The organism is Streptomyces iakyrus (assembly GCF_000717055.1).
GTDB lineage: Bacteria > Actinomycetota > Actinomycetes > Streptomycetales > Streptomycetaceae > Streptomyces > Streptomyces iakyrus.
Genome location: NZ_JNXI01000026.1, coordinates 65916 through 85323, shown reverse-complemented (window position 1 = coordinate 85323; position 19408 = coordinate 65916). Strand labels below are relative to the sequence as shown.

Annotated in this window: 20 protein-coding genes; 17 read left to right on the top strand and 3 right to left on the bottom strand. The window is 69.4% G+C overall.

All coding sequences use genetic code 11. The features are described from left to right. The first annotated feature begins 99 nt into the window (after window positions 1-99). From rpmE to OO68_RS33530, 17 genes are all read left to right on the top strand, one after another. Window positions 100-321, top strand: a complete 222-nt coding sequence (gene rpmE, locus OO68_RS33610; protein ID WP_003992975.1) for a 50S ribosomal protein L31 — start codon at window positions 100-102, stop codon at window positions 319-321. 105 nt (window positions 322-426) lie between these two features. Continuing rightward, entirely contained in the window at window positions 427-1503 is a 1077-nt protein-coding gene (gene prfA / locus OO68_RS33605) for a peptide chain release factor 1 (RefSeq protein WP_033312997.1), read from the top strand. A 95-nt stretch (window positions 1504-1598) separates the two neighbouring features. Continuing rightward, window positions 1599-2438, top strand: coding sequence for a peptide chain release factor N(5)-glutamine methyltransferase (prmC, locus tag OO68_RS33600; RefSeq protein ID WP_033312996.1), 840 nt, complete (start codon window positions 1599-1601; stop codon window positions 2436-2438). A gap of 70 nt (window positions 2439-2508) precedes the next feature. Further along, a complete protein-coding gene (locus tag OO68_RS33595; protein ID WP_033312995.1) occupies window positions 2509-3156 on the top strand; it encodes an L-threonylcarbamoyladenylate synthase in 648 nt (215 codons plus the stop codon). Further along, on the top strand, window positions 3153-3833 hold the full coding sequence (locus OO68_RS33590) for an arsenate reductase/protein-tyrosine-phosphatase family protein (RefSeq protein ID WP_033312994.1): 681 nt from the start codon (window positions 3153-3155) through the stop codon (window positions 3831-3833). Before OO68_RS33595 ends, OO68_RS33590 begins: the two co-directional genes overlap by 4 nt. Window positions 3834-4027: 194 nt before the next feature. After that, window positions 4028-5266 carry a serine hydroxymethyltransferase gene (gene glyA, locus OO68_RS33585; RefSeq protein WP_033312993.1) on the top strand — a complete coding sequence of 413 codons (1239 nt, stop codon included), beginning with the start codon at window positions 4028-4030 and terminating at the stop codon, window positions 5264-5266. A gap of 129 nt (window positions 5267-5395) precedes the next feature. Then, on the top strand, window positions 5396-6742 hold the full coding sequence (locus OO68_RS33580) for an MraY family glycosyltransferase (RefSeq protein ID WP_033312992.1): 1347 nt from the start codon (window positions 5396-5398) through the stop codon (window positions 6740-6742). 298 nt (window positions 6743-7040) lie between these two features. Next, on the top strand, window positions 7041-7478 hold the full coding sequence (locus OO68_RS33575; RefSeq protein ID WP_033312991.1) for a Cg1360 family ATP-synthase-associated protein: 438 nt from the start codon (window positions 7041-7043) through the stop codon (window positions 7476-7478). Window positions 7479-7703: 225 nt separating this feature from the next. Next, entirely contained in the window at window positions 7704-8519 is an 816-nt protein-coding gene (gene atpB, locus OO68_RS33570; protein ID WP_494485888.1) for a F0F1 ATP synthase subunit A, read from the top strand. A 78-nt stretch (window positions 8520-8597) separates the two neighbouring features. Beyond that, the gene (locus tag OO68_RS33565) at window positions 8598-8834 is read left to right on the top strand and encodes an ATP synthase subunit C-like protein (protein ID WP_010040161.1); all 237 of its coding nucleotides are present in this window, start codon (window positions 8598-8600) and stop codon (window positions 8832-8834) included. A 39-nt stretch (window positions 8835-8873) separates the two neighbouring features. Beyond that, window positions 8874-9422 carry a F0F1 ATP synthase subunit B gene (locus OO68_RS33560; protein ID WP_033312989.1) on the top strand — a complete coding sequence of 183 codons (549 nt, stop codon included), beginning with the start codon at window positions 8874-8876 and terminating at the stop codon, window positions 9420-9422. Further along, on the top strand, window positions 9419-10234 hold the full coding sequence (locus tag OO68_RS33555; protein WP_033312988.1) for a F0F1 ATP synthase subunit delta: 816 nt from the start codon (window positions 9419-9421) through the stop codon (window positions 10232-10234). The genes OO68_RS33560 and OO68_RS33555 overlap by 4 nt, the downstream gene beginning before the upstream one ends. Window positions 10235-10360: 126 nt before the next feature. Then, on the top strand, window positions 10361-11950 hold the full coding sequence (gene atpA, locus OO68_RS33550; protein WP_033312987.1) for a F0F1 ATP synthase subunit alpha: 1590 nt from the start codon (window positions 10361-10363) through the stop codon (window positions 11948-11950). A gap of 20 nt (window positions 11951-11970) precedes the next feature. Further along, window positions 11971-12885 (top strand): F0F1 ATP synthase subunit gamma, encoded by a 915-nt coding sequence (locus OO68_RS33545; RefSeq protein ID WP_033312986.1) that lies wholly within the window; start codon window positions 11971-11973, stop codon window positions 12883-12885. Between the two features lie 3 nt (window positions 12886-12888). Further along, window positions 12889-14325, top strand: coding sequence for a F0F1 ATP synthase subunit beta (gene atpD / locus OO68_RS33540; protein ID WP_033312985.1), 1437 nt, complete (start codon window positions 12889-12891; stop codon window positions 14323-14325). A gap of 111 nt (window positions 14326-14436) precedes the next feature. Further along, complete coding sequence (locus tag OO68_RS33535) at window positions 14437-14814, top strand: F0F1 ATP synthase subunit epsilon (RefSeq protein ID WP_033312984.1); 378 nt, start codon at window positions 14437-14439, stop codon at window positions 14812-14814. Window positions 14815-14945: 131 nt separating this feature from the next. Continuing rightward, window positions 14946-15392, top strand: a complete 447-nt coding sequence (locus tag OO68_RS33530) for a DUF2550 domain-containing protein (protein ID WP_033312983.1) — start codon at window positions 14946-14948, stop codon at window positions 15390-15392. A 101-nt stretch (window positions 15393-15493) separates the two neighbouring features. Here the strand turns inward: OO68_RS33530 and OO68_RS33525 are convergent, their stop codons facing one another. From OO68_RS33525 to OO68_RS33515, 3 genes are all read right to left on the bottom strand, one after another. Further along, complete coding sequence (locus tag OO68_RS33525) at window positions 15494-17320, bottom strand: glycoside hydrolase family 18 chitinase (protein WP_033312982.1); 1827 nt, start codon at window positions 17318-17320, stop codon at window positions 15494-15496. Between the two features lie 124 nt (window positions 17321-17444). Further along, a complete protein-coding gene (locus OO68_RS33520; protein ID WP_033312981.1) occupies window positions 17445-18095 on the bottom strand; it encodes a response regulator in 651 nt (216 codons plus the stop codon). Then, complete coding sequence (locus OO68_RS33515; protein WP_033312980.1) at window positions 18092-19285, bottom strand: sensor histidine kinase; 1194 nt, start codon at window positions 19283-19285, stop codon at window positions 18092-18094. The genes OO68_RS33520 and OO68_RS33515 overlap by 4 nt, the downstream gene beginning before the upstream one ends. Between the last annotated feature and the right edge of the window lie 123 nt (window positions 19286-19408).

The following is a 19408-nucleotide window of genomic DNA, read 5'->3' as shown; positions in this document are numbered from 1 at the left end:
GAGTAGGCCCCAGTCCTGGCAGACTGGTACGTCGGCTCCGGTTCACGCTCCCGCACCCCGCGGCGGCGACCCGGCGCCCTCCCGAACCTAGGAGACACCTTGAAGCGCGACATCCACCCCGAGTACGTCGAGACGCAGGTCAGCTGCACCTGTGGCGCGTCGTTCACCACCCGCAGCACCATCGAGTCCGGCACCATCCGCGCCGATGTCTGCTCCGAGTGCCACCCGTTCTACACGGGCAAGCAGAAGATCCTCGACACCGGTGGCCGTGTGGCCCGCTTCGAGGCCCGCTTCGGCAAGGCCGCCGGCTCCAAGAAGTAGCGAGCTCCGAATCGCCGGTCCGCGGACGCGCCCCCTCACCGGGCGCTCCGGGACCGGCGTTTTTGGTCGTCCGCCCTTCACCCCCGTCCCGCACAGGAGCCCAAGATGTTCGAGGCCGTCGAGGAACTCGTCGCCGAGCACGCCGACCTGGAGAAGAAGCTCGCCGACCCGTCGGTCCACGCCGACCAGGCCAACGCGCGCAAGCTGAACAAGCGTTACGCCGAGCTGACCCCCATCGTCGCCACGTACCGCTCCTGGACGCAGACGGGTGACGACATCGAGACCGCGCGTGAACTGGGCGCCGACGACCCGGAGTTCGCCGCCGAGGTCAAGGAGCTGGAGAAGGCGCGCGAGGAGCTCACGGAGAAGCTGCGCCTGCTGCTCGTCCCGCGCGACCCCAGCGACGACAAGGACGTCATCCTGGAGATCAAGGCGGGCGCGGGCGGCGACGAGTCCGCCCTGTTCGCCGGTGACCTGCTGCGCATGTACCTGCGCTACGCCGAGCGCGTCGGCTGGAAGACCGAGATCATCGACGCCACCGAGTCCGAGCTGGGCGGCTACAAGGACGTCCAGGTCGCCGTGAAGACCAAGGGCGGCCAGGGCGCGACCGAGCCCGGCCAGGGCGTCTGGGCGCGGATGAAGTACGAGGGCGGCGTGCACCGCGTGCAGCGCGTCCCCGCGACCGAGTCCCAGGGGCGGATCCACACCTCAGCGGCCGGTGTGCTCGTCACGCCCGAGGCCGAGGAGGTCGACGTCGAGATCAACCCCAACGACCTCCGCATCGACGTCTACCGGTCCTCCGGGCCCGGTGGACAGTCCGTCAACACCACCGACTCCGCCGTGCGCATCACGCACCTCCCGACCGGAGTCGTCGCCTCCTGCCAGAACGAGAAGAGCCAGCTGCAGAACAAGGAGCAGGCACTGCGTATCCTGCGCTCCAGGCTGCTCGCGGCGGCGCAGGAGGAGGCGGAGAGGGAGGCTGCCGACGCCCGCCGCAGCCAGGTCCGCACCGTCGACCGCTCCGAGAAGATCCGCACCTACAACTTCCCGGAGAACCGCATCTCCGACCACCGCGTCGGCTTCAAGGCGTACAACCTGGACCAGGTCCTGGACGGCGACCTCGACGCGGTGATCCAGGCCTGTGTCGACGCGGACTCGGCGGCGAAGCTGGCGGCTGCGTAAGGCAGGCACGAGCACGTACGAGTGATCACGTACGAGTACAACGGAGGACTTGCGTGCAGCAGTCATTTGGGGGGCGGCCCCCAAGCCCCCGCAGCGTGCTGCTCGCGGAGGTGGCCCAGGCCACCCAGCGGCTCGCCGACGCCGGCGTGCCCTCGCCGCGTACCGACGCGGAGGAACTCGCCGCGTTCGTCCACGGCGTCAAGCGCGGCGAGCTGCACACCGTCAAGGACTCCGACTTCGACGCCCGCTACTGGGAGGTCATCGCCCGCCGCGAGGCCCGCGAACCGCTCCAGCACATCACCGGGCGCGCCTACTTCCGCTACCTGGAACTCCAGGTCGGCCCCGGGGTGTTCGTGCCGCGGCCCGAGACGGAGTCGGTGGTCGGCTGGGCCATAGACGCCGTGCGGGCCATGGACGTCGTCGAGCCGTGCATCGTCGACCTGTGCACCGGCTCCGGCGCCATCGCGCTCGCCCTCGCCCAGGAGGTGCCGCGCTCGCGCGTGCACGCCGTGGAGCTGTCCGAGGACGCCCTCCAGTGGACCCGCAAGAACGTCGAGGGGTCCAGGGTCGACCTGCGGCAGGGCAACGCGCTGACGGCCTTCCCGGACCTCGACGGCCAGGTCGACCTGGTCATCACCAACCCGCCCTACATCCCGCTCACCGAGTGGGAGTACGTCGCCCCCGAGGCGCGGGACTACGACCCCGGCCTGGCCCTCTTCTCCGGCGAGGACGGCCTCGATCTCATCCGCGGCCTGGAGCGCACCGCGCACCGGCTGCTGCGGCCGGGCGGCGTGGTCGTCGTCGAGCATGCCGACACCCAGGGCGGCCAGGTGCCGTGGATCTTCGCCGAGGACCGCGGCTGGACCGACGCGGCCGACCATCCGGACCTCAACAACCGCCCGCGCTTCGCCACAGCCCGCAAGGCACTGCCGTGAGCACACCGGGCACCCCGCGCTCTTCGCGGACTTCATCCCAGCAGCACGTGTACGAGGAGGCCAGCTAAAGATGGCACGGCGATACGACACCAACGACGCGACCGACCGAGTGACCGGTCTGCGCGAGGCAGCGTCCGCCGTCCGCCGTGGCGAGCTCGTGGTGCTGCCGACGGACACGGTGTACGGCATCGGCGCCGACGCGTTCTCCTCGGAGGCGGTCGCCGACCTGCTGGAGGCGAAGGGCCGGGGCCGCAATATGCCCACCCCCGTCCTCATCGGCTCCCCGAACACGCTGCACGGCCTGGTCACGGACTTCTCCGAGCTGGCCTGGGAGCTGGTCGACGCGTTCTGGCCGGGCGCCCTGACGCTCGTCGCCCGGCACCAGCCGTCCCTCCAGTGGGACCTCGGGGACACCCGGGGCACGGTCGCCGTGCGCATGCCGCTGCACCCGGTCGCCATCGAACTGCTGACCGAGGTGGGGCCGATGGCCGTCTCCTCCGCCAACCTCACCGGCCACCCGGCGCCGGAGAACTGCGACGCCGCGCAGGAGATGCTCGGCGACTCCGTCTCCGTCTACCTCGACGGGGGCCCGACCCCCGGCATCGTGCCGTCGTCGATCGTCGACGTGACCCGTGAGGTGCCGCTGCTGCTGCGCGCGGGTGCCATCTCGGCGGACGAGCTGCGAAAGGTCGTACCCGACCTCGAGGTGGCGAATTGACGGCCCCTGGATCGGGGCGTGGCATAGGCAACGGGGAAAGCGCGGCGGAGATCACGACGACCTTCGTGGGACTTCCGCGCGACAGCTTCCGCATCCTCCACGTCAGCACCGGCAACGTGTGCCGCTCGCCCATCACCGAGCGGCTGACCCGCCATGCGGTGCGGGAGCGGCTCGGCATCCTGGGCGGCGGGCTGATCGTGGAGAGCGCCGGCACCTGGGGTCATGAGGGCGCGCCCATGGAGTCCCACGCGGAGACCGTCCTGGCCGACTTCGGCGCGGACGCCTCCGGCTTCACCGGGCGCGAGCTTCTCGACGAGCACGTGATCCGCGCCGACCTGGTGCTGACCGCCACCCGGGACCACCGGGCACAGGTCATCTCCATGGGGCACTCGGCGGGCCTGCGGACCTTCACGCTCAAGGAGTTCACCCGTCTGGTCAAGGCCATCGACCCGGTGACCCTGCCGCCCCTTGAGGAAGGCGTGGTCGTCCGCGCGCGTGCGCTGGTCCGCGCCGCGGCGGCTCTACGCGGGTGGCTGCTGGCACCGAACGCCGAGGCGGACGAGGTCTACGACCCGTACGGGGCGCCCCTGACGTTCTTCCGCTCCATCGGCGACGAGATACACCAGGCACTCGATCCGGTCGTCACGGCACTCACGGGCGTCCCCGCAAAGATGTAACAGCCGAGCGCCCCGCGGGCCCCGGGCCTACATTGGACGTACGTCACCCCGGCGCGTGAGCCGAAGGGGCGCGTCGGTCGTGAGTGGCCGAACGCGCGGAGGCCCGGAGGGCTGCGCACGATCGGCCTCTCAGGACCGACTCAGGCGCCCCGGAGGCGAACCGCCCAGAAATGCGACGCCGCCCGGAGCCCATCATGACGGTCACCCCTGCCATCCAGGCCGACCTCCTGCGCCGCCAGGACCCCGAGCTCGCCGACATCCTGCTCGGCGAGCGGGAGCGGCAGTCGACCACGCTCCAGCTGATCGCCGCCGAGAACTTCAGCTCCCCGGCCGTCCTGGCCGCCCTCGGGTCACCGCTGGCCAACAAGTACGCCGAGGGCTACCCGGGGGCGCGGCACCACGGCGGCTGCGAGATCGCCGACGTCGCCGAGCGCCTCGCCGTGGAGCGGGCGAAGGCCCTGTTCGGCGCCGACCACGCCAACGTCCAGCCCCACTCGGGCTCTTCGGCCGTGCTCGCCGCCTACGCGGCCCTGCTCCGCCCCGGCGACACCGTCCTCGCTCTCGGCCTGCCCTACGGCGGGCACCTCACGCACGGCTCACCCGCCAACTTCTCCGGCCGCTGGTTCGACTTCGTCGGCTACGGGGTGGACGCCGAGTCGGGATTCATCGACCACGAGCAGGTGCGCACCCTGGCCCGCACACGCCGGCCCAAGGCGATCGTGTGCGGCTCCATCGCCTACCCCCGGCACCTCGACTACGCCTTCTTCCGCGAGGTCGCCGACGAGGTGGGCGCCTACCTCATCGCGGACGCCGCGCACCCCCTCGGGCTCGTCGCCGGGGGAGCGGCGCCGAATCCGGTGCCGTACGCGGACATCGTCTGCGGGACCACCCACAAGGTGCTGCGGGGCCCGCGGGGCGGCTTGATCCTGTGCCGGGCGGAGCTGGCCGAGCGGGTCGACCGGGCGGTGTTCCCTTTCACACAGGGCGGTGCGCAGATGCACACCATCGCCGCCAAGGCGGTCGCGTTCGGGGAGGCGGCAACACCGGCGTTCGCCGCGTACGCCCATCAGGTGGTGGCGAATGCGCGCGTTCTGGCGGCCCGGCTGGCCGCGGCCGGCCTGGTCGTCACCACGGGAGGCACGGACACCCACCTGATCACCGCCGACCCGGCGCCGCTCGGCGTCGACGGGCGCACGGCCCGGGGTCGGCTGGCCGCGGCGGGCCTGGTCATGGACTGCTGCGCCCTGCCGCACGGGGACGCCCGGGGGCTGCGGCTCGGCACGGCCGCGGTCACCACGCAGGGCATGGGCGAGGCGGAGATGGCCCGGATCGCCGAGCTGCTCGCCGGGGTGCTCGGGGGAGTGACGGAGACCTCAAGGGCGCGTGAAGATGTGCGGGAGCTGGCCGGTGGATTTCCGCCGTATCCGGCGTGAGCCGGGGTAAGCGCATCAGGGTGCACAGCCACTCGTGCAACCATCGTCGCTACCCGGAAGTCCCCACTCATATGCGCGCATCGCTAGGGTGTGGGGCTGAGATGGCCAGCGAGACCTGTGGGGAAGCCCGTGCGTGAATACCTCCTGACGCTCTGCATCACGGCCGCGGTGACGTATCTGCTGACAGGGCCGGTACGGAAGTTCGCGATCGTGGCCGGAGCGATGCCGGAGATCCGGGCACGTGACGTGCACCGGGAGCCCACTCCGCGCCTCGGCGGTATCGCGATGTTCTTCGGCCTGTGCGCGGGCCTGCTGGTCGCCGACCACCTGACCAACCTCAACCAGGTCTTCGAGACGTCGAACGAACCCCGGGCGCTGCTGTCCGGGGCGGCGCTGATCTGGCTGATCGGTGTCCTGGACGACAAGTTCGAGATCGACGCCCTGATCAAGCTGGGCGGCCAGATGATCGCCGCGGGCGTGATGGTCGTGCAGGGTCTGACGATCCTGTGGCTGCCCATCCCGGGCGTCGGCTCGGTCGCGCTCACCCAGTGGCAGGGCACCCTGCTGACGGTGGCGCTGGTCGTCATCACCATCAACGCGGTCAACTTCGTCGACGGCCTGGACGGCCTCGCGGCCGGCATGGTCTGCATCGCGGCCACGGCGTTCTTCCTGTACGCCTACCGCATCTGGTACTCGTACGGCATCGAGGCCGCCGCCCCCGCCACGCTCTTCTCGGCGATCCTGATGGGCATGTGCCTGGGCTTCCTGCCGCACAACATGCACCCGGCCCGGATCTTCATGGGTGACTCGGGCTCGATGCTGATCGGCCTGGTGCTCGCCGCCGGCGCGATCTCCATCACGGGCCAGGTCGACCCGGACGCGCTCAACCTGTACGTGGGCTCCGAGAAGGAGGCCGTGCACCAGACGGTCCCCGTCTACATCCCGCTGCTGCTGCCGCTGACGATCATCGCGGTGCCGGCCGCCGACCTGATCCTGGCGATCGTGCGCCGCACCTGGCGCGGCCAGTCCCCGTTCGCGGCCGACCGCGGCCACCTGCACCACCGGCTGCTGGAGATCGGGCACTCGCACAGCCGCGCGGTGCTCATCATGTACTTCTGGTCCGCGCTGATCGCCTTCGGCGCCCTCGCCTACTCGGTCAACTCGGCGTCCATGTGGATCGTGCTGGGCGTGGTGTTCCTCAGCGCGATCGGACTCCTGCTGCTTCTGCTGCCGCGCTTCACGCCGCGTGCCCCGCGCTGGATGGAGCGCTTCGTGCCGCCGCGCTACCGGCGCCGCGGCTCGGTGGCGGCCCTCTCACCGGAGGCCTCGACCCCGGCGTCCGCGGCGGACCAGCCCGTCCCCGCCGGGGCCGAGGACCGCACCCCCGTGGTGTCCGGGGTGGCCGGTGTCAACGGGGCCACCGCCATCGGCCCCCGTTCGCGCCTGGCCGACCGGCGCAAGGCGGGGACAAGGTAAGAATCTGACTAGAGCATTGCCAAGTCGTGGGATTGCGATGGGGGTGCGAAGCGCCCCAATACCAGACATCTCGGCGTGCTTCCCGCTCAGACGCGCGGGTTCACTCTCATGTGTGACAGTCCGCACACCTCCAGGTAAAGACTGCATCAAATAGTTTGTGATACGGTTCACGAGAACCCCCCGGATAGAGCCGAAGGACCGCAGTGCGACGGTCCATTGGCGTGAGGACTCCACTCAGCCCGGGACTACGCTCGTCCATGACGACACCCCTGCCCCCTGCGAAAGCGGAGTTGCCGCCATGCCGTCCAATGACGCCCGGAACCTCTTGCAGTGCGCTGTACCCACAGCCGCTGCCGGTGTGGTCGTGGTCGCCGTCAGTGGCGTGGTGGCCGGAGGCACGGGAGCCATCGGAGCGGCCGTCGGCACCGTACTGGCCATCCTCTTCATGGGGGTGGGTCTCTACGTTCTCCAGTGGACGGCAAAAACGCTCCCGCAGTTGTTCCAGGCCATGGGGCTGATGCTCTACGTCGCGCAGCTGCTGCTTCTCCTGATCTTCGTCGCCCTCTTCAAGGACACCTCTCTCTTCAACGCGAAGACGTTCGCCCTCGGGCTCGTCATCGCCACCGTCGTGTGGATGGCCGCGCAGGCTCGTGCGCACATGAAGGCCAAGATCTTCTACATCGACCCGGACTCCGAGAAGAGCGAGAAGCCCGAGAAGACCGGACCGTCGTCGTGACGAGTAGGGGCGCGATAAAGGGCAGTAGGAACTCCTGCTATCGTCCGGTGCCAACTGCGGCATCGCGGGCGCGGGCATCTGAGCTGACGCCTGCTCGAACGCGAGGCTCGATGCCCCCCAGCCGCCCTCACATCCGTAACACCAGTCCGGTGCCGATCCGCGGCTGCGCGCCGCGCCGACACAACGAGGTTGCCGTACCTATGCGTCACGCCGAAGGAGCCCGCGGTGAGTGCTGACCAGACCCAGCTCGCCTTTGACTGGAGCTGTCGGATCATGTCCGACGGGTGTGGTTTTCCGGCACCGGGCCTGCACTCGTTCCTCTTCAAGCCGATTGCCACGGTTGGAGGGTACGAGTTCAACAAGGTGATGCTGCTCGCCATCATCACCACCATCCTCGTCATCGGCTTCTTCTACGCGGCCTTCGGCAAGGCCAAGGTGGTGCCGGGCAAGCTGCAGATGGTCGGTGAAGCCGGATACGACTTCGTCCGCCGCGGCATCGTCTACGAGACCCTCGGAAAGAAGGAGGGCGAGAAGTACGTCCCCCTGATGGTCTCGCTCTTCTTCTTCATCTGGATCATGAACATCTGGTCTGTGATCCCGCTGGCGCAGTTCCCGGTGTCGTCGGTCATCGCCTACCCGGCGGTCCTCGCCGCGGTCGTCTACGTGACCTGGGTCTCGCTGACCTTCAAGCGGCACGGCTTCGTCGGGTTCTTCAAGAACATCACCGGCTACGACAAGTCGCTCGGCCCGGTGCTGCCGCTCGTGATGATCATCGAGTTCTTCTCGAACCTGCTCGTCCGGCCGTTCACCCACGCCGTCCGACTGTTCGCGAACATGTTCGCCGGTCACCTGATGCTGGTCATGTTCACCGTCGCCTCCTGGTACCTGCTCAACAGCTGGATGATCCCGGCGGCCGGTATCTCCTTCGTGATGACGATGGCCATGATCGTCTTCGAGCTTTTCGTGCAGGCCGTCCAGGCGTACGTCTTCGTACTCCTCGCCTGCACGTACATCCAGGGCGCTCTGGCCGAGCACCACTGAGCCCCTCACCCCCGCAAGATCCCAAGAACGTCCGGTGGCCAACCCCCGCCGGTCCGTGAAAGAGAAGGAAGAAACAGCATGGCTGCCACTGAGACCCTCGCCGCTGTCTCCGGTTCGCTCGGCTCCATCGGCTACGGCCTCTCCGCCATCGGCCCCGGCATCGGCGTCGGCATCATCTTCGGTAACGGCACCCAGGCCCTGGCCCGTCAGCCCGAGGCCGCCGGCCTGATCCGCGCCAACCAGATCCTCGGCTTCGCCTTCTGTGAGGCGCTCGCCCTCATCGGCATCGTTATGCCGTTCGTGTTCGGTCAGTAATTACCTGCTCACCGACACGTTTCGACGAAAGGCACTGATGTGATCGCCAACCTGGTGCAGCTGGCGGCCGAGGAAGAGCAGAACCCGCTCGTTCCTCCGGGCCCCGAGCTGCTCGTCGGCACCATCGCCTTCGCCATCGTGTTCTTCTTCTTCTGGAAGAAGCTGCTTCCGAACATCAACAAGGTTCTGGAGGAGCGCCGCGCGGCGATCGAAGGCGGTATCGAAGAGGCCGAGACCATGAAGGTCGAGGCCCAGAGCGTCCTTGAGCAGTACAAGGCACAGCTCGCCGAGGCCCGGCACGAGGCCGCGCGCCTGCGCCAGGAGGCGCAGGAGCAGGGTGCCACGCTCATCGCCGAGATGCGGGCCGAGGGCCAGCGCCAGCGCGAAGAGATCGTCGCCGCCGGTCACGCCCAGATCGAGGCCGACCGCAAGGCCGCCTCGTCCGCGCTCCGCCAGGACGTCGGCAAGCTCGCCACCGACCTGGCCGGCAAGCTCGTCGGGGAGTCCCTCGAGGACCACGCCCGCCAGAGCCGCGTGATCGACCGGTTCCTCGACGAGCTCGAGGAGAAGGCCGAGGCCGGGCGATGAACGGAGCGAGCCGCGAGGCCCTGGCAGCCGCACGTGAGCGTCTCGACGCGCTGACGGACTCGACGTCCGTGAACGCGGGCTCGCTCGCCGACGAGCTGGCCGCCGTCACCGCGCTGCTCGACCGCGAGGTGTCGCTGCGTCGGGTCCTCACCGACCCGGCGCAGGACGCGGAGGCCAAGGCAGGCCTGGCCCAGCGTCTGCTCGGCACCCAGGTCAGCGGCCCGACCGCCGACCTGGTCGCCGGCATGGTGCGCTCCCGCTGGTCGCAGTCGCGCGACCTGGTGGACGCGCTGGAGGTGCTGGCCGACACCGCCGACCTCACCGCCGCGCAGCAGGCCGGCAAGCTCGACGACGTCGAGGACGAGCTGTTCCGGTTCGGCCGGATCGTCTCCGGCAGCACCGAGCTGCGTGCCGCGCTGACCGACCGCAAGGCCACCACCTCGGCCAAGGGCGAGCTGCTGCGCAGCCTGCTCGGCGGCCGGGCCCAGTCGGCCACCGAGCGTCTGGTCGCGCGCCTTGTGACCGCGCCGCGGGGACGTAGCCTGGAGTCGGGACTGGAGTCCCTGTCCAAGCTCGCCGCCGAGCGCCGGGACCGCATGGTGGCCATCGTCACCTCGGCGGTGCCGCTGAGCGACCCGCAGAAGCAGCGCCTGGGCGCCGCCCTCGCGAAGCTCTACGGCCGCAAGATGCACCTGAACCTGGACGTGGACCCCGAGGTCCTCGGCGGAATCCGGGTGCAGGTCGGTGACGAGGTCATCAACGGCTCCCTCGCGGACCGCATCGAGGACGCCAGCCGCCGGCTCGCCGGCTGAGCAGCAACTCAATAGGCAGTACGTACTTACGACGGCCCTGGTTGGGCCGTGCAGAAGAATCCTGGGGGTCGCCCCCAGACCCCCAAAGTGAAACTTCGGGCCCAACAAGGAGAGCAGGGAACCCAGATGGCGGAGCTCACGATCCGGCCGGAGGAGATCCGGGACGCGCTGGAGAACTTCGTCCAGGCGTACAAGCCGGACGCGGCCTCGCGCGAGGAGGTCGGGACCGTCACCTTCGCCGGTGACGGCATCGCGAAGGTCGAGGGCCTGCCCTCGACCATGGCCAACGAGCTGCTGAAGTTCGAGGACGGCACCCTCGGCCTCGCCCTCAACCTCGAGGAGCGCGAGATCGGTGCCATCGTCCTCGGCGAGTTCAGCGGCGTCGAGGAGGGCCAGCCGGTCTCCCGTACCGGTGAGGTTCTCTCCGTTGCGGTGGGCGAGGGCTACCTCGGCCGCGTGGTGGACCCCCTCGGCAACCCGATCGACGGCCTCGGCGAGATCGAGACCGAGGACCGTCGCGCCCTGGAGCTGCAGGCCCCGGGCGTCATGGTCCGCAAGTCGGTGCACGAGCCGATGGAGACGGGCTACAAGGCCGTCGACGCGATGACCCCGATCGGCCGTGGCCAGCGTCAGCTGATCATCGGTGACCGCCAGACCGGCAAGACCGCCCTGGCCGTCGACACCATCATCAACCAGCGCGACAACTGGCGCTCGGGCGACCCGAACAAGCAGGTCCGCTGCATCTACGTCGCCATCGGCCAGAAGGGCTCCACGATCGCCGGTGTGCGCGGCGCTCTGGAGGAGGCCGGCGCGCTGGAGTACACGACCATCGTCGCCGCCCCGGCGTCCGACCCGGCCGGCTTCAAGTACCTGGCGCCGTACACCGGTTCGGCCATCGGCCAGCACTGGATGTACCAGGGCAAGCACGTCCTGATCATCTTCGACGACCTGTCGAAGCAGGCCGACGCCTACCGCGCCGTGTCGCTGCTGCTGCGCCGCCCGCCGGGCCGTGAGGCCTACCCGGGTGACGTCTTCTACCTGCACTCCCGTCTGCTGGAGCGCTGCGCGAAGCTCTCCGACGAGATGGGTGCCGGCTCGATGACCGGTCTGCCGATCGTCGAGACGAAGGCCAACGACGTCTCGGCGTTCATCCCGACCAACGTCATCTCCATCACCGACGGCCAGTGCTTCCTGGAGTCGGACCTGTTCAACGCCGGTCAGCGCCCCGCGCTGAACGTCGGTATCTCCGTCTCCCGAGTCGGTGGTTCCGCGCAGCACAAGGCGATGAAGCAGGTCTCCGGCCGTCTGCGCGTGGACCTCGCCCAGTTCCGTGAGCTGGAGGCCTTCGCCGCCTTCGGTTCCGACCTGGACGCCGCGTCCAAGGCGCAGCTGGAGCGCGGTCAGCGCATGGTCGAGCTGCTGAAGCAGGCGCAGTACCAGCCGATGGCCACCGAGGACCAGGTCGTCTCCGTCTGGGCCGGCACCACCGGCAAGATGGACGACGTCCCCGTCGCCGACATCCGCCGCTTCGAGAAGGAGCTGCTGGAGTACCTGCACCGCAAGGAGCAGGGCCTGATGACCTCCATCCGCGAGGGCGGCAAGATGTCCGACGACACCCTGCAGGCCGTCGCCGAGGCCATCGTCGAGTTCAAGAAGCAGTTCGAGACCTCCGACGGCAAGCTGCTCGGCGAGGACACCCCGGCTGCCGGTAAGTGACGACGGAAGGGACCTGACTCATGGGAGCCCAGCTCCGGGTCTACAAGCGTCGCATCCGATCCGTCACCGCGACCAAGAAGATCACCAAGGCGATGGAGATGATCGCCGCCTCGCGCGTCGTCAAGGCGCAGCGCAAGGTGGCGGCCTCCACCCCGTACGCGACCGAGCTCACCCGGGCGGTCACGGCGGTCGCCGGCGGATCCAACACCAAGCACCCGCTCACGACCGAGCCGGAGAACCCGACCCGTGCCGCGGTCCTGCTCCTCACGAGCGACCGCGGTCTGGCCGGCGCCTTCAACTCCAACGCCATCAAGGCCGCGGAGAAGCTCACGGCGAAGCTTGAGGCCGAGGGCAAGGAGGTCGTCAACTACATCGTCGGCCGCCGCGGTGTCGCCCACTACAACTTCCGTGAGCGCAAGATCGCGGAGTCGTTCACGGGCTTCACCGACGAGCCCTCGTACGCGGACGCCAAGAAGGTCGCGGCCCCGCTGATCGAGGCGATCGAGACGGAGACGGCCGAGGGCGGCGTGGACGAGCTCCACATCGTCTACACCGAGTTCGTGTCGATGATGACGCAGACGGCGATCGAGGCGCGGCTGCTGCCGCTCAGCCTCGACGAGGTGGCGGCGGAGGCCAAGCCCAAGGGCGAGATCCTCCCGCTGTTCGACTTCGAGCCCTCGGCGGAGGACGTCCTGGACGCCCTGCTGCCGCGCTACGTCGAAAGCCGCATCTACAACGCGCTGCTCCAGTCGGCTGCCTCCAAGCACGCCGCCACGCGGCGCGCGATGAAGTCGGCCACCGACAACGCCGGAGAGCTCATCGAGACGCTCACCCGGCTTGCCAACCAGGCCCGCCAGGCCGAAATCACCCAGGAAATCAGCGAGATCGTCGGTGGCGCCAGTGCCCTGGCCGACGCGACCGCGGGGAGTGACTGACAAATGACCACCACTGTTGAGACGGCCACGGCGACGGGCCGCGTCGCGCGGGTCATCGGCCCGGTCGTCGACGTGGAGTTCCCCGTCGACGCGATGCCGGAGATCTACAACGCCCTGCACGTCGAGGTCGCAGACCCGGCGCTGGCGGGCGAGAAGAAGACGCTGACCCTGGAGGTCGCCCAGCACCTGGGTGACGGCCTGGTCCGCGCCATCTCCATGCAGCCCACCGACGGCCTGGTCCGCCAGGCCCCGGTCGTCGACACCGGCGCGGGCATCACCGTTCCGGTCGGCGACTTCACCAAGGGCAAGGTGTTCAACACCCTCGGTGAGGTGCTGAACAGCGACGAGGTCCACGAGGGCGAGCGCTGGTCCATCCACCGCAAGGCCCCCGCGTTCGACCAGCTCGAGTCGAAGACCGAGATGTTCGAGACGGGCCTGAAGGTCGTCGACCTGCTCACCCCGTACGTCAAGGGCGGCAAGATCGGTCTGTTCGGTGGTGCCGGTGTCGGCAAGACCGTGCTGATCCAGGAAATGATCATGCGTGTCGCCAACCTCCACGAGGGCGTCTCCGTCTTCGCGGGCGTCGGTGAGCGCACCCGTGAGGGCAACGACCTCATCGCGGAGATGGAAGAGTCCGGCGTTCTGGACAAGACCGCCCTGGTCTTCGGCCAGATGGACGAGCCCCCGGGCACCCGTCTGCGCGTGGCCCTGGCCGGCCTGACGATGGCGGAGTACTTCCGTGACGTCCAGAAGCAGGACGTGCTGTTCTTCATCGACAACATCTTCCGCTTCACCCAGGCCGGTTCCGAGGTGTCGACCCTGCTCGGCCGTATGCCCTCCGCGGTGGGCTACCAGCCGAACCTGGCCGACGAGATGGGCACCCTCCAGGAGCGCATCACCTCGACCCGTGGTCACTCGATCACCTCGATGCAGGCGATCTACGTCCCCGCGGACGACCTGACCGACCCGGCCCCGGCCACCACCTTCGCCCACCTCGACGCGACGACGGTTCTGTCCCGTCCGATCTCCGAGAAGGGCATCTACCCGGCCGTGGACCCGCTGGACTCGACGTCCCGCATCCTCGACCCGCGGTACATCTCGGCGGAGCACTACAACGCCGCGATGCGCGTGAAGAACATCCTGCAGAAGTACAAGGACCTGCAGGACATCATCGCGATCCTCGGTATCGACGAGCTCGGCGAGGAGGACAAGCTCGTCGTCCACCGTGCCCGTCGCGTGGAGCGCTTCCTGTCCCAGAACACCCACGCCGCCAAGCAGTTCACCGGCGTGGACGGTTCGGACGTGCCGCTGGACGAGTCGATCGCCGCGTTCAACGCGATCTGCGACGGCGAGTACGACCACTTCCCGGAGCAGGCGTTCTTCATGTGCGGTGGTCTTGAGGACCTCAAGAACAACGCCAAGGAGCTCGGCGTCTCCTGAGCCCCGTGCTCGTCGGAGGGGGCGGGGTTCGTCCCGCCCCCTCTGCCACGCCTACTAGACTTGTAACCAACACCCGGCATCCCTGCCGGGTGGTGACCCGAGGAGCCACCCTTGGCTGCTGAGCTGCACGTCGCGCTGGTCGCGGCCGACCGTGAGGTCTGGTCCGGCCAGGCCACCCTGGTCGTCGCGCGCACCACGTCCGGCGACATCGGCGTCATGCCCGGTCACCAGCCGCTGCTCGGTGTGCTGGAGTCGGGCCCGGTGACCATCCGTACGAGTGAGGGCGGGACGGTCGTCGCCGCGGTCCACGGCGGATTCATCTCGTTCGCGGACGACAAGCTCTCGCTGCTGGCGGAAGTCGCGGAGCTGTCGGACGAGATCGATGTCCAGCGCGCGGAGCAGGAGCTCGAGCGCGCGAAGGCGGAGGACGACGCGGAGGCCCAGCGCCGCGCGGACGTCCGTCTGCGGGCTGCCACGGCGGCGCGCTGACCGGAGTCCGCCGTGTGATGACGTCACTCAGCCGCGGCTGGGTACCGGAGAGATCCGGACCCAGCCGCGGCTGAGGCGGATGTGGGTGATTTTTACGTTCCGTTACCTAGGAGACGAGGAGGTCGGTGTCGATGGTCCTCGCTCTGACTGTGTGCGGAATCGTGGTGGCCCTCGTGGTGGTGGGCCTGTTCGTCTTCGGCCTGCGCCGTCGGCTGATCCAGCGCTCGGGCGGCACCTTCGACGCCAGCCTGCGCTGGGACGCCCCCGCCGAGGGTGACACCAACGGCAAGGGCTGGGCGTACGGGGTGGCCCGCTACAACGGCGACCGGGTCGAGTGGTACCGCGTCTTCTCGTACTCACCGCGTCCGCGCCGCACCCTGGAGCGGTCCGCCATCGAGGTGGCCGGCCGCAGGGTGCCGGAGGGCGAGGAGGAGCTGGCGCTCCTCTCCGACCATGTGATCCTGGCCTGTGTGCACCGGGGCACGCGTCTGGAACTCGCGATGAGCGAAGACGCGCTGACCGGTTTCCTCGCGTGGCTTGAGGCAGCCCCGCCCGGTCAGCGGGTGAACGTGGCGTAGCCACGTTCACCCGCTGAGTGGGGGTCCCCCCGGACGAAGTCTGGGGGAGCGTCAATGTCGCTTAGGGTCTACGACCCTTCGAACTTCTCTCTGATCCGGGCCTACTTCAGGCCGCTGTCGATGGCGTTCGCCAGCTCGCCGTTCGCGGTGTCTCCGCTGAACTCCCAGAAGAACGCGCCGCCGAGCCCCTGGTTCTTCGCCCAGGTCATCTTCCCGGCGATCGTGGCCGGAGTGTCGTACGACCACCAGTTGCCGCCGCAGTGCGCGTACGCCGTGCCGGCGATGGTGCCGGTGGCCGGGCAGGAGTTCTTCAGGACCTTGTAGTCCTCGATGCCCGCCTCGTACGTGCCCGGAGCCGCGCCGGTGGCCGATCCGCCCGGGGCGGACTGGGTGACGCCGGTCCAGCCGCGGCCGTAGAAGCCGATGCCGAGCAGGAGCTTCTTGGCCGGGACGCCCTTGGCCTTCAGCTTGGCGATCGCGTCGGCCGAGTTGAAGCCCTCCTGCGGAATGCCCGGGTAGGACGTGAGCGGGGAGTGCGGGGCGGTCGGGCCGTCCTTGTCGAAGGCGCCGAAGTAGTCGTAGGTCATCACGTTGTACCAGTCGAGGTACTGGGCGGCGCCGCCGTAGTCGGCCGCGTCGATCTTGCCGCCGGAGGAGCCGTCGGCGGTGATGGCCGCGGTGACCAGGTAGTTCGGGCCGAACTCGTTGCGCAGGGCCTGGGAGAGGTTCTTGAAGGCCGCCGGTCCGGAGGTGTCGCAGGTCAGGCCGCAGGCGTTCGGGTACTCCCAGTCGATGTCGATGCCGTCGAAGACGTCGGCCCAGCGCGGGTCCTCCACGACGGCCTTGCAGGACTTGGCGAACGCGGCCGCGTTCTGCGCCGCCTGGCCGAAGCCGCCCGAGTAGGTCCAGCCGCCGAAGGAGTACAGCACCTTGATGTGCGGGTACTTGGTCTTCAGCTGGCGCAGCTGGTTGAAGTTGCCGCGCAGCGGCTGGTCCCAGGTGTCGGCGGTGCCGCTGACGGACTGGTCGGCCGTGTAGGCCTTGTCGTAGGCGGCGTAGGTGTCGTCGACGGTGCACTGGCCGTTCTTGACGTTGCCGAAGGCGTAGTTGATGTGGGTGATCTTGGACGCGGTGCCCGAGGTCACCAGGTTCTTGACGTGGTAGTTGCGGCCGTAGACGCCCCACTCGGTGAAGTAGCCGAGCTTGACCTTGTCGCCGGTGGGCGGGGGCTCGGTGGTGCCGCCGGTGGTGCGGACGCGGACGGAGCCGCTGACCGGGCCGGTCTGGTCGGCGGTGTCACGGGCCTGGACGGAGTAGGAGTAGTCGGTGCCGGCGGTGAGGCCGGTGCTGGTGTAGGACGTGCCCGTCACGGTGGCGACCTTGGAGCCGTCGCGCAGGACGTCGTAGTTCTTGACGCCCTTGTCGTCGGTGGCGGCGGACCAGGACAGCTTCACCGAGGTGTTGGTGATGTCCGAGGCGGTCGGGGTGCCGGGGGCGCTCGGCGCGCTGTCGCCGGGTTCCGTGGTGCCGCCGTCGCAGCTGCCGCCGTTGAGCTTGCAGTTGGCGGGGGAGCCGGAGCCGCTGCCGTTGAAGCCGAAGGTGACGGAGGCGCCGGGGGCGAGGGTGCCGTTCCAGGCCTTGTTCTTCGCGGTCCAGTGGGTGCCGGAGGAGGTGACGTCGGCGTCCCAGGAGGAGGTGACGGACGTACCGGAGGGGAAGTCCCACTCGACGGTCCAGGAACTGAGGGCCGTGGTGCCGGTGTTCTTCACCGTCCACTTGCCCTCGAAGCCGGAGCCCCAGTCCTGGGTCTTGGCGTAGGAAGCGGTGGCGGACGTCGCGGCCTGGGCCGGGCTCGCCAGGCCGACGAGGCCGGCCAGCGGGAGCAACAGGGTCGCGAATCCTGCCGCGGCTCTGTGTCTGAAGCGCATGCTGCGCCTCCTTGATGGAGTTGTGGGGGCGTGACTGAGCCTCACGCCCACTCATGGTGCGGTGAGAATAGAAAGGTCTGGACCACCGGTCAATAGGTCTGGACCACCATCCACCGGGATTGGTTCAGATCCCCAACTCCTGAGCCAGCACCGCCGCTTGCACGCGACTGCGCAGCTCCAGCTTCCCCAGCAACCGGCTGACATGGGTCTTCACGGTCGCCTCGGCCATGTCCAGCCGCTGCGCGATGCCCGCGTTGGACAGGCCCTCGCCCAGGCAGGCCAGCACCTCGCGCTCGCGCCGGGTGAGCCGGTCCAGCACGGCCGGATCGGCCGCCGGCTCACGGGCCGGCTTCGCGGCGAACTCCGCGATCAACCGCCGCGTGACCGCCGGGGCGATCAGCCCTTCCCCACGCGCGACCGTCCGCACCGCCTCCAGCAGCTCCCTCGCCTCGGTGTTCTTCAGCAGGAAGCCCGACGCTCCCGCCCGCAGCGCCCCGAAGACGTACTCGTCGAGATCGAAGGTGGTCAGCACCAGCACGTCGGCGAGCCGCTCCGCGACGACCTGCCGGGTCGCCGACACCCCGTCCAGACGTGGCATCTGCACGTCCATCAGCACCAGGTCCGGCCGCAGCTCCCGGGCCAGCGCCACCGCCTGCTCACCGTCCGCGGCCTCGCCGACCACCTCGATGTCGGGCGCGCTGCCCAGGATGAGGACCAGGCCGGCGCGGACGGCGGACTGGTCCTCGGCGACGAGAACCCGGACGGGCGAGCTCATGTGGTGTCTCCTTCGACGGTGTCGTGCACGGGGAGGGTGGCGCGTACGGCCCAGATCTTGCCGTCGGGCGAGTCCTCGGGGCCCGCCTCGAAGGTGCCGTCGAGCAGCGCGGCACGCTCCCGCATGCCGACGAGACCAGCGCCCGAGCCGGGGGCGCTCGGGCCGTCCCGGTCGCCGTAGGGACTGGTGATCCGCACGGTCAGCACGCCGTCAAGGCGGCCCAGGGACACGGCGACACGGCCGGGGCCGGCGTGCTTGAGGGCGTTCGTCAGGGACTCCTGGACGATGCGGTAGGCGGCGAGCTCGACCGGTGCCGGAACCTTGCCCTGTCCGGCTTCGAGGGTCACGTCCAGGCCGTTGGTGCGCGCGCTGTCGACCAGCGCGCCCAGTCCGTCGAGGGTGGGTGCGGCGACGGGCTCGGTGTCGCCGCTGTCGTCCCGGAGGATCCCGATCAGCCGCCGCATCTCCGCGAGCCCCGCCACGCTGTTCTCACGGATGACCACCAGCGCCTGCTGCGAGGTCTTGGGGTCCTCCAGGGAGAGGGCGGCGGTGGAGTGGATGGCGATCGCGGACAGGTGGTTGGCGACCATGTCGTGCAGCTCGCGCGCCATCCGGGCCCGTTCGGCGGTGACGGCCTGGGTGCGGTCCATCTCGGCGAGCAGTGCGGTCTGTTCGGCGCGCAGCCGGGCCGCGTCGGCGGCCTCGCGGTGGTTGCGCACGATCAGTCCGGTCGAGGCGGGACCGAAGGCGACCAGACCGGTGACCACGCCGATCAGCAGCGCCTCGGGCTCGCGCCAGACCGCGAACGGCACGACGGCCCCGGCCACGGTGAGCAGCCCGGTGATCCGCGGGATGCGGTGCGCCGAGGCGGGCGGGCCGTACAGGACGGCCGCGTACATCAGGTCCGTGTACATCAGGATCGTGACCAGGTTGCCCTGGGTGAAGACGTCCAGGACGATCGCGGCGGTGCCGATCAGCAGGGCGGTGCGCGGGGACGTGCGCCGCAGCAGCTCGCAGCCGGCCATGACGAACAGCGGCAGCAGCACCGGCCAGCGGCCGGGCAGCAGCACGTACACCTCGGTGGCCGGACGGGTGGCCAGACCGAGCGCCCACAGCAGCAGCCCGCCGAGCAGACTGCCCAGGGCGACGTACACGTCGAAACGGCGTGGGCGGGGGAGTCGTACGGGCATGTCACCATCCAACACGGCCGCCGCCCGCCTCGCGTGATCCGCGCGAAGGGTCCCCGACTGCATCTTTCGATGTACCGCGGGTTCGTCAGTGGCGACGACGATCCGGGCCGCGCCGACCGGGAG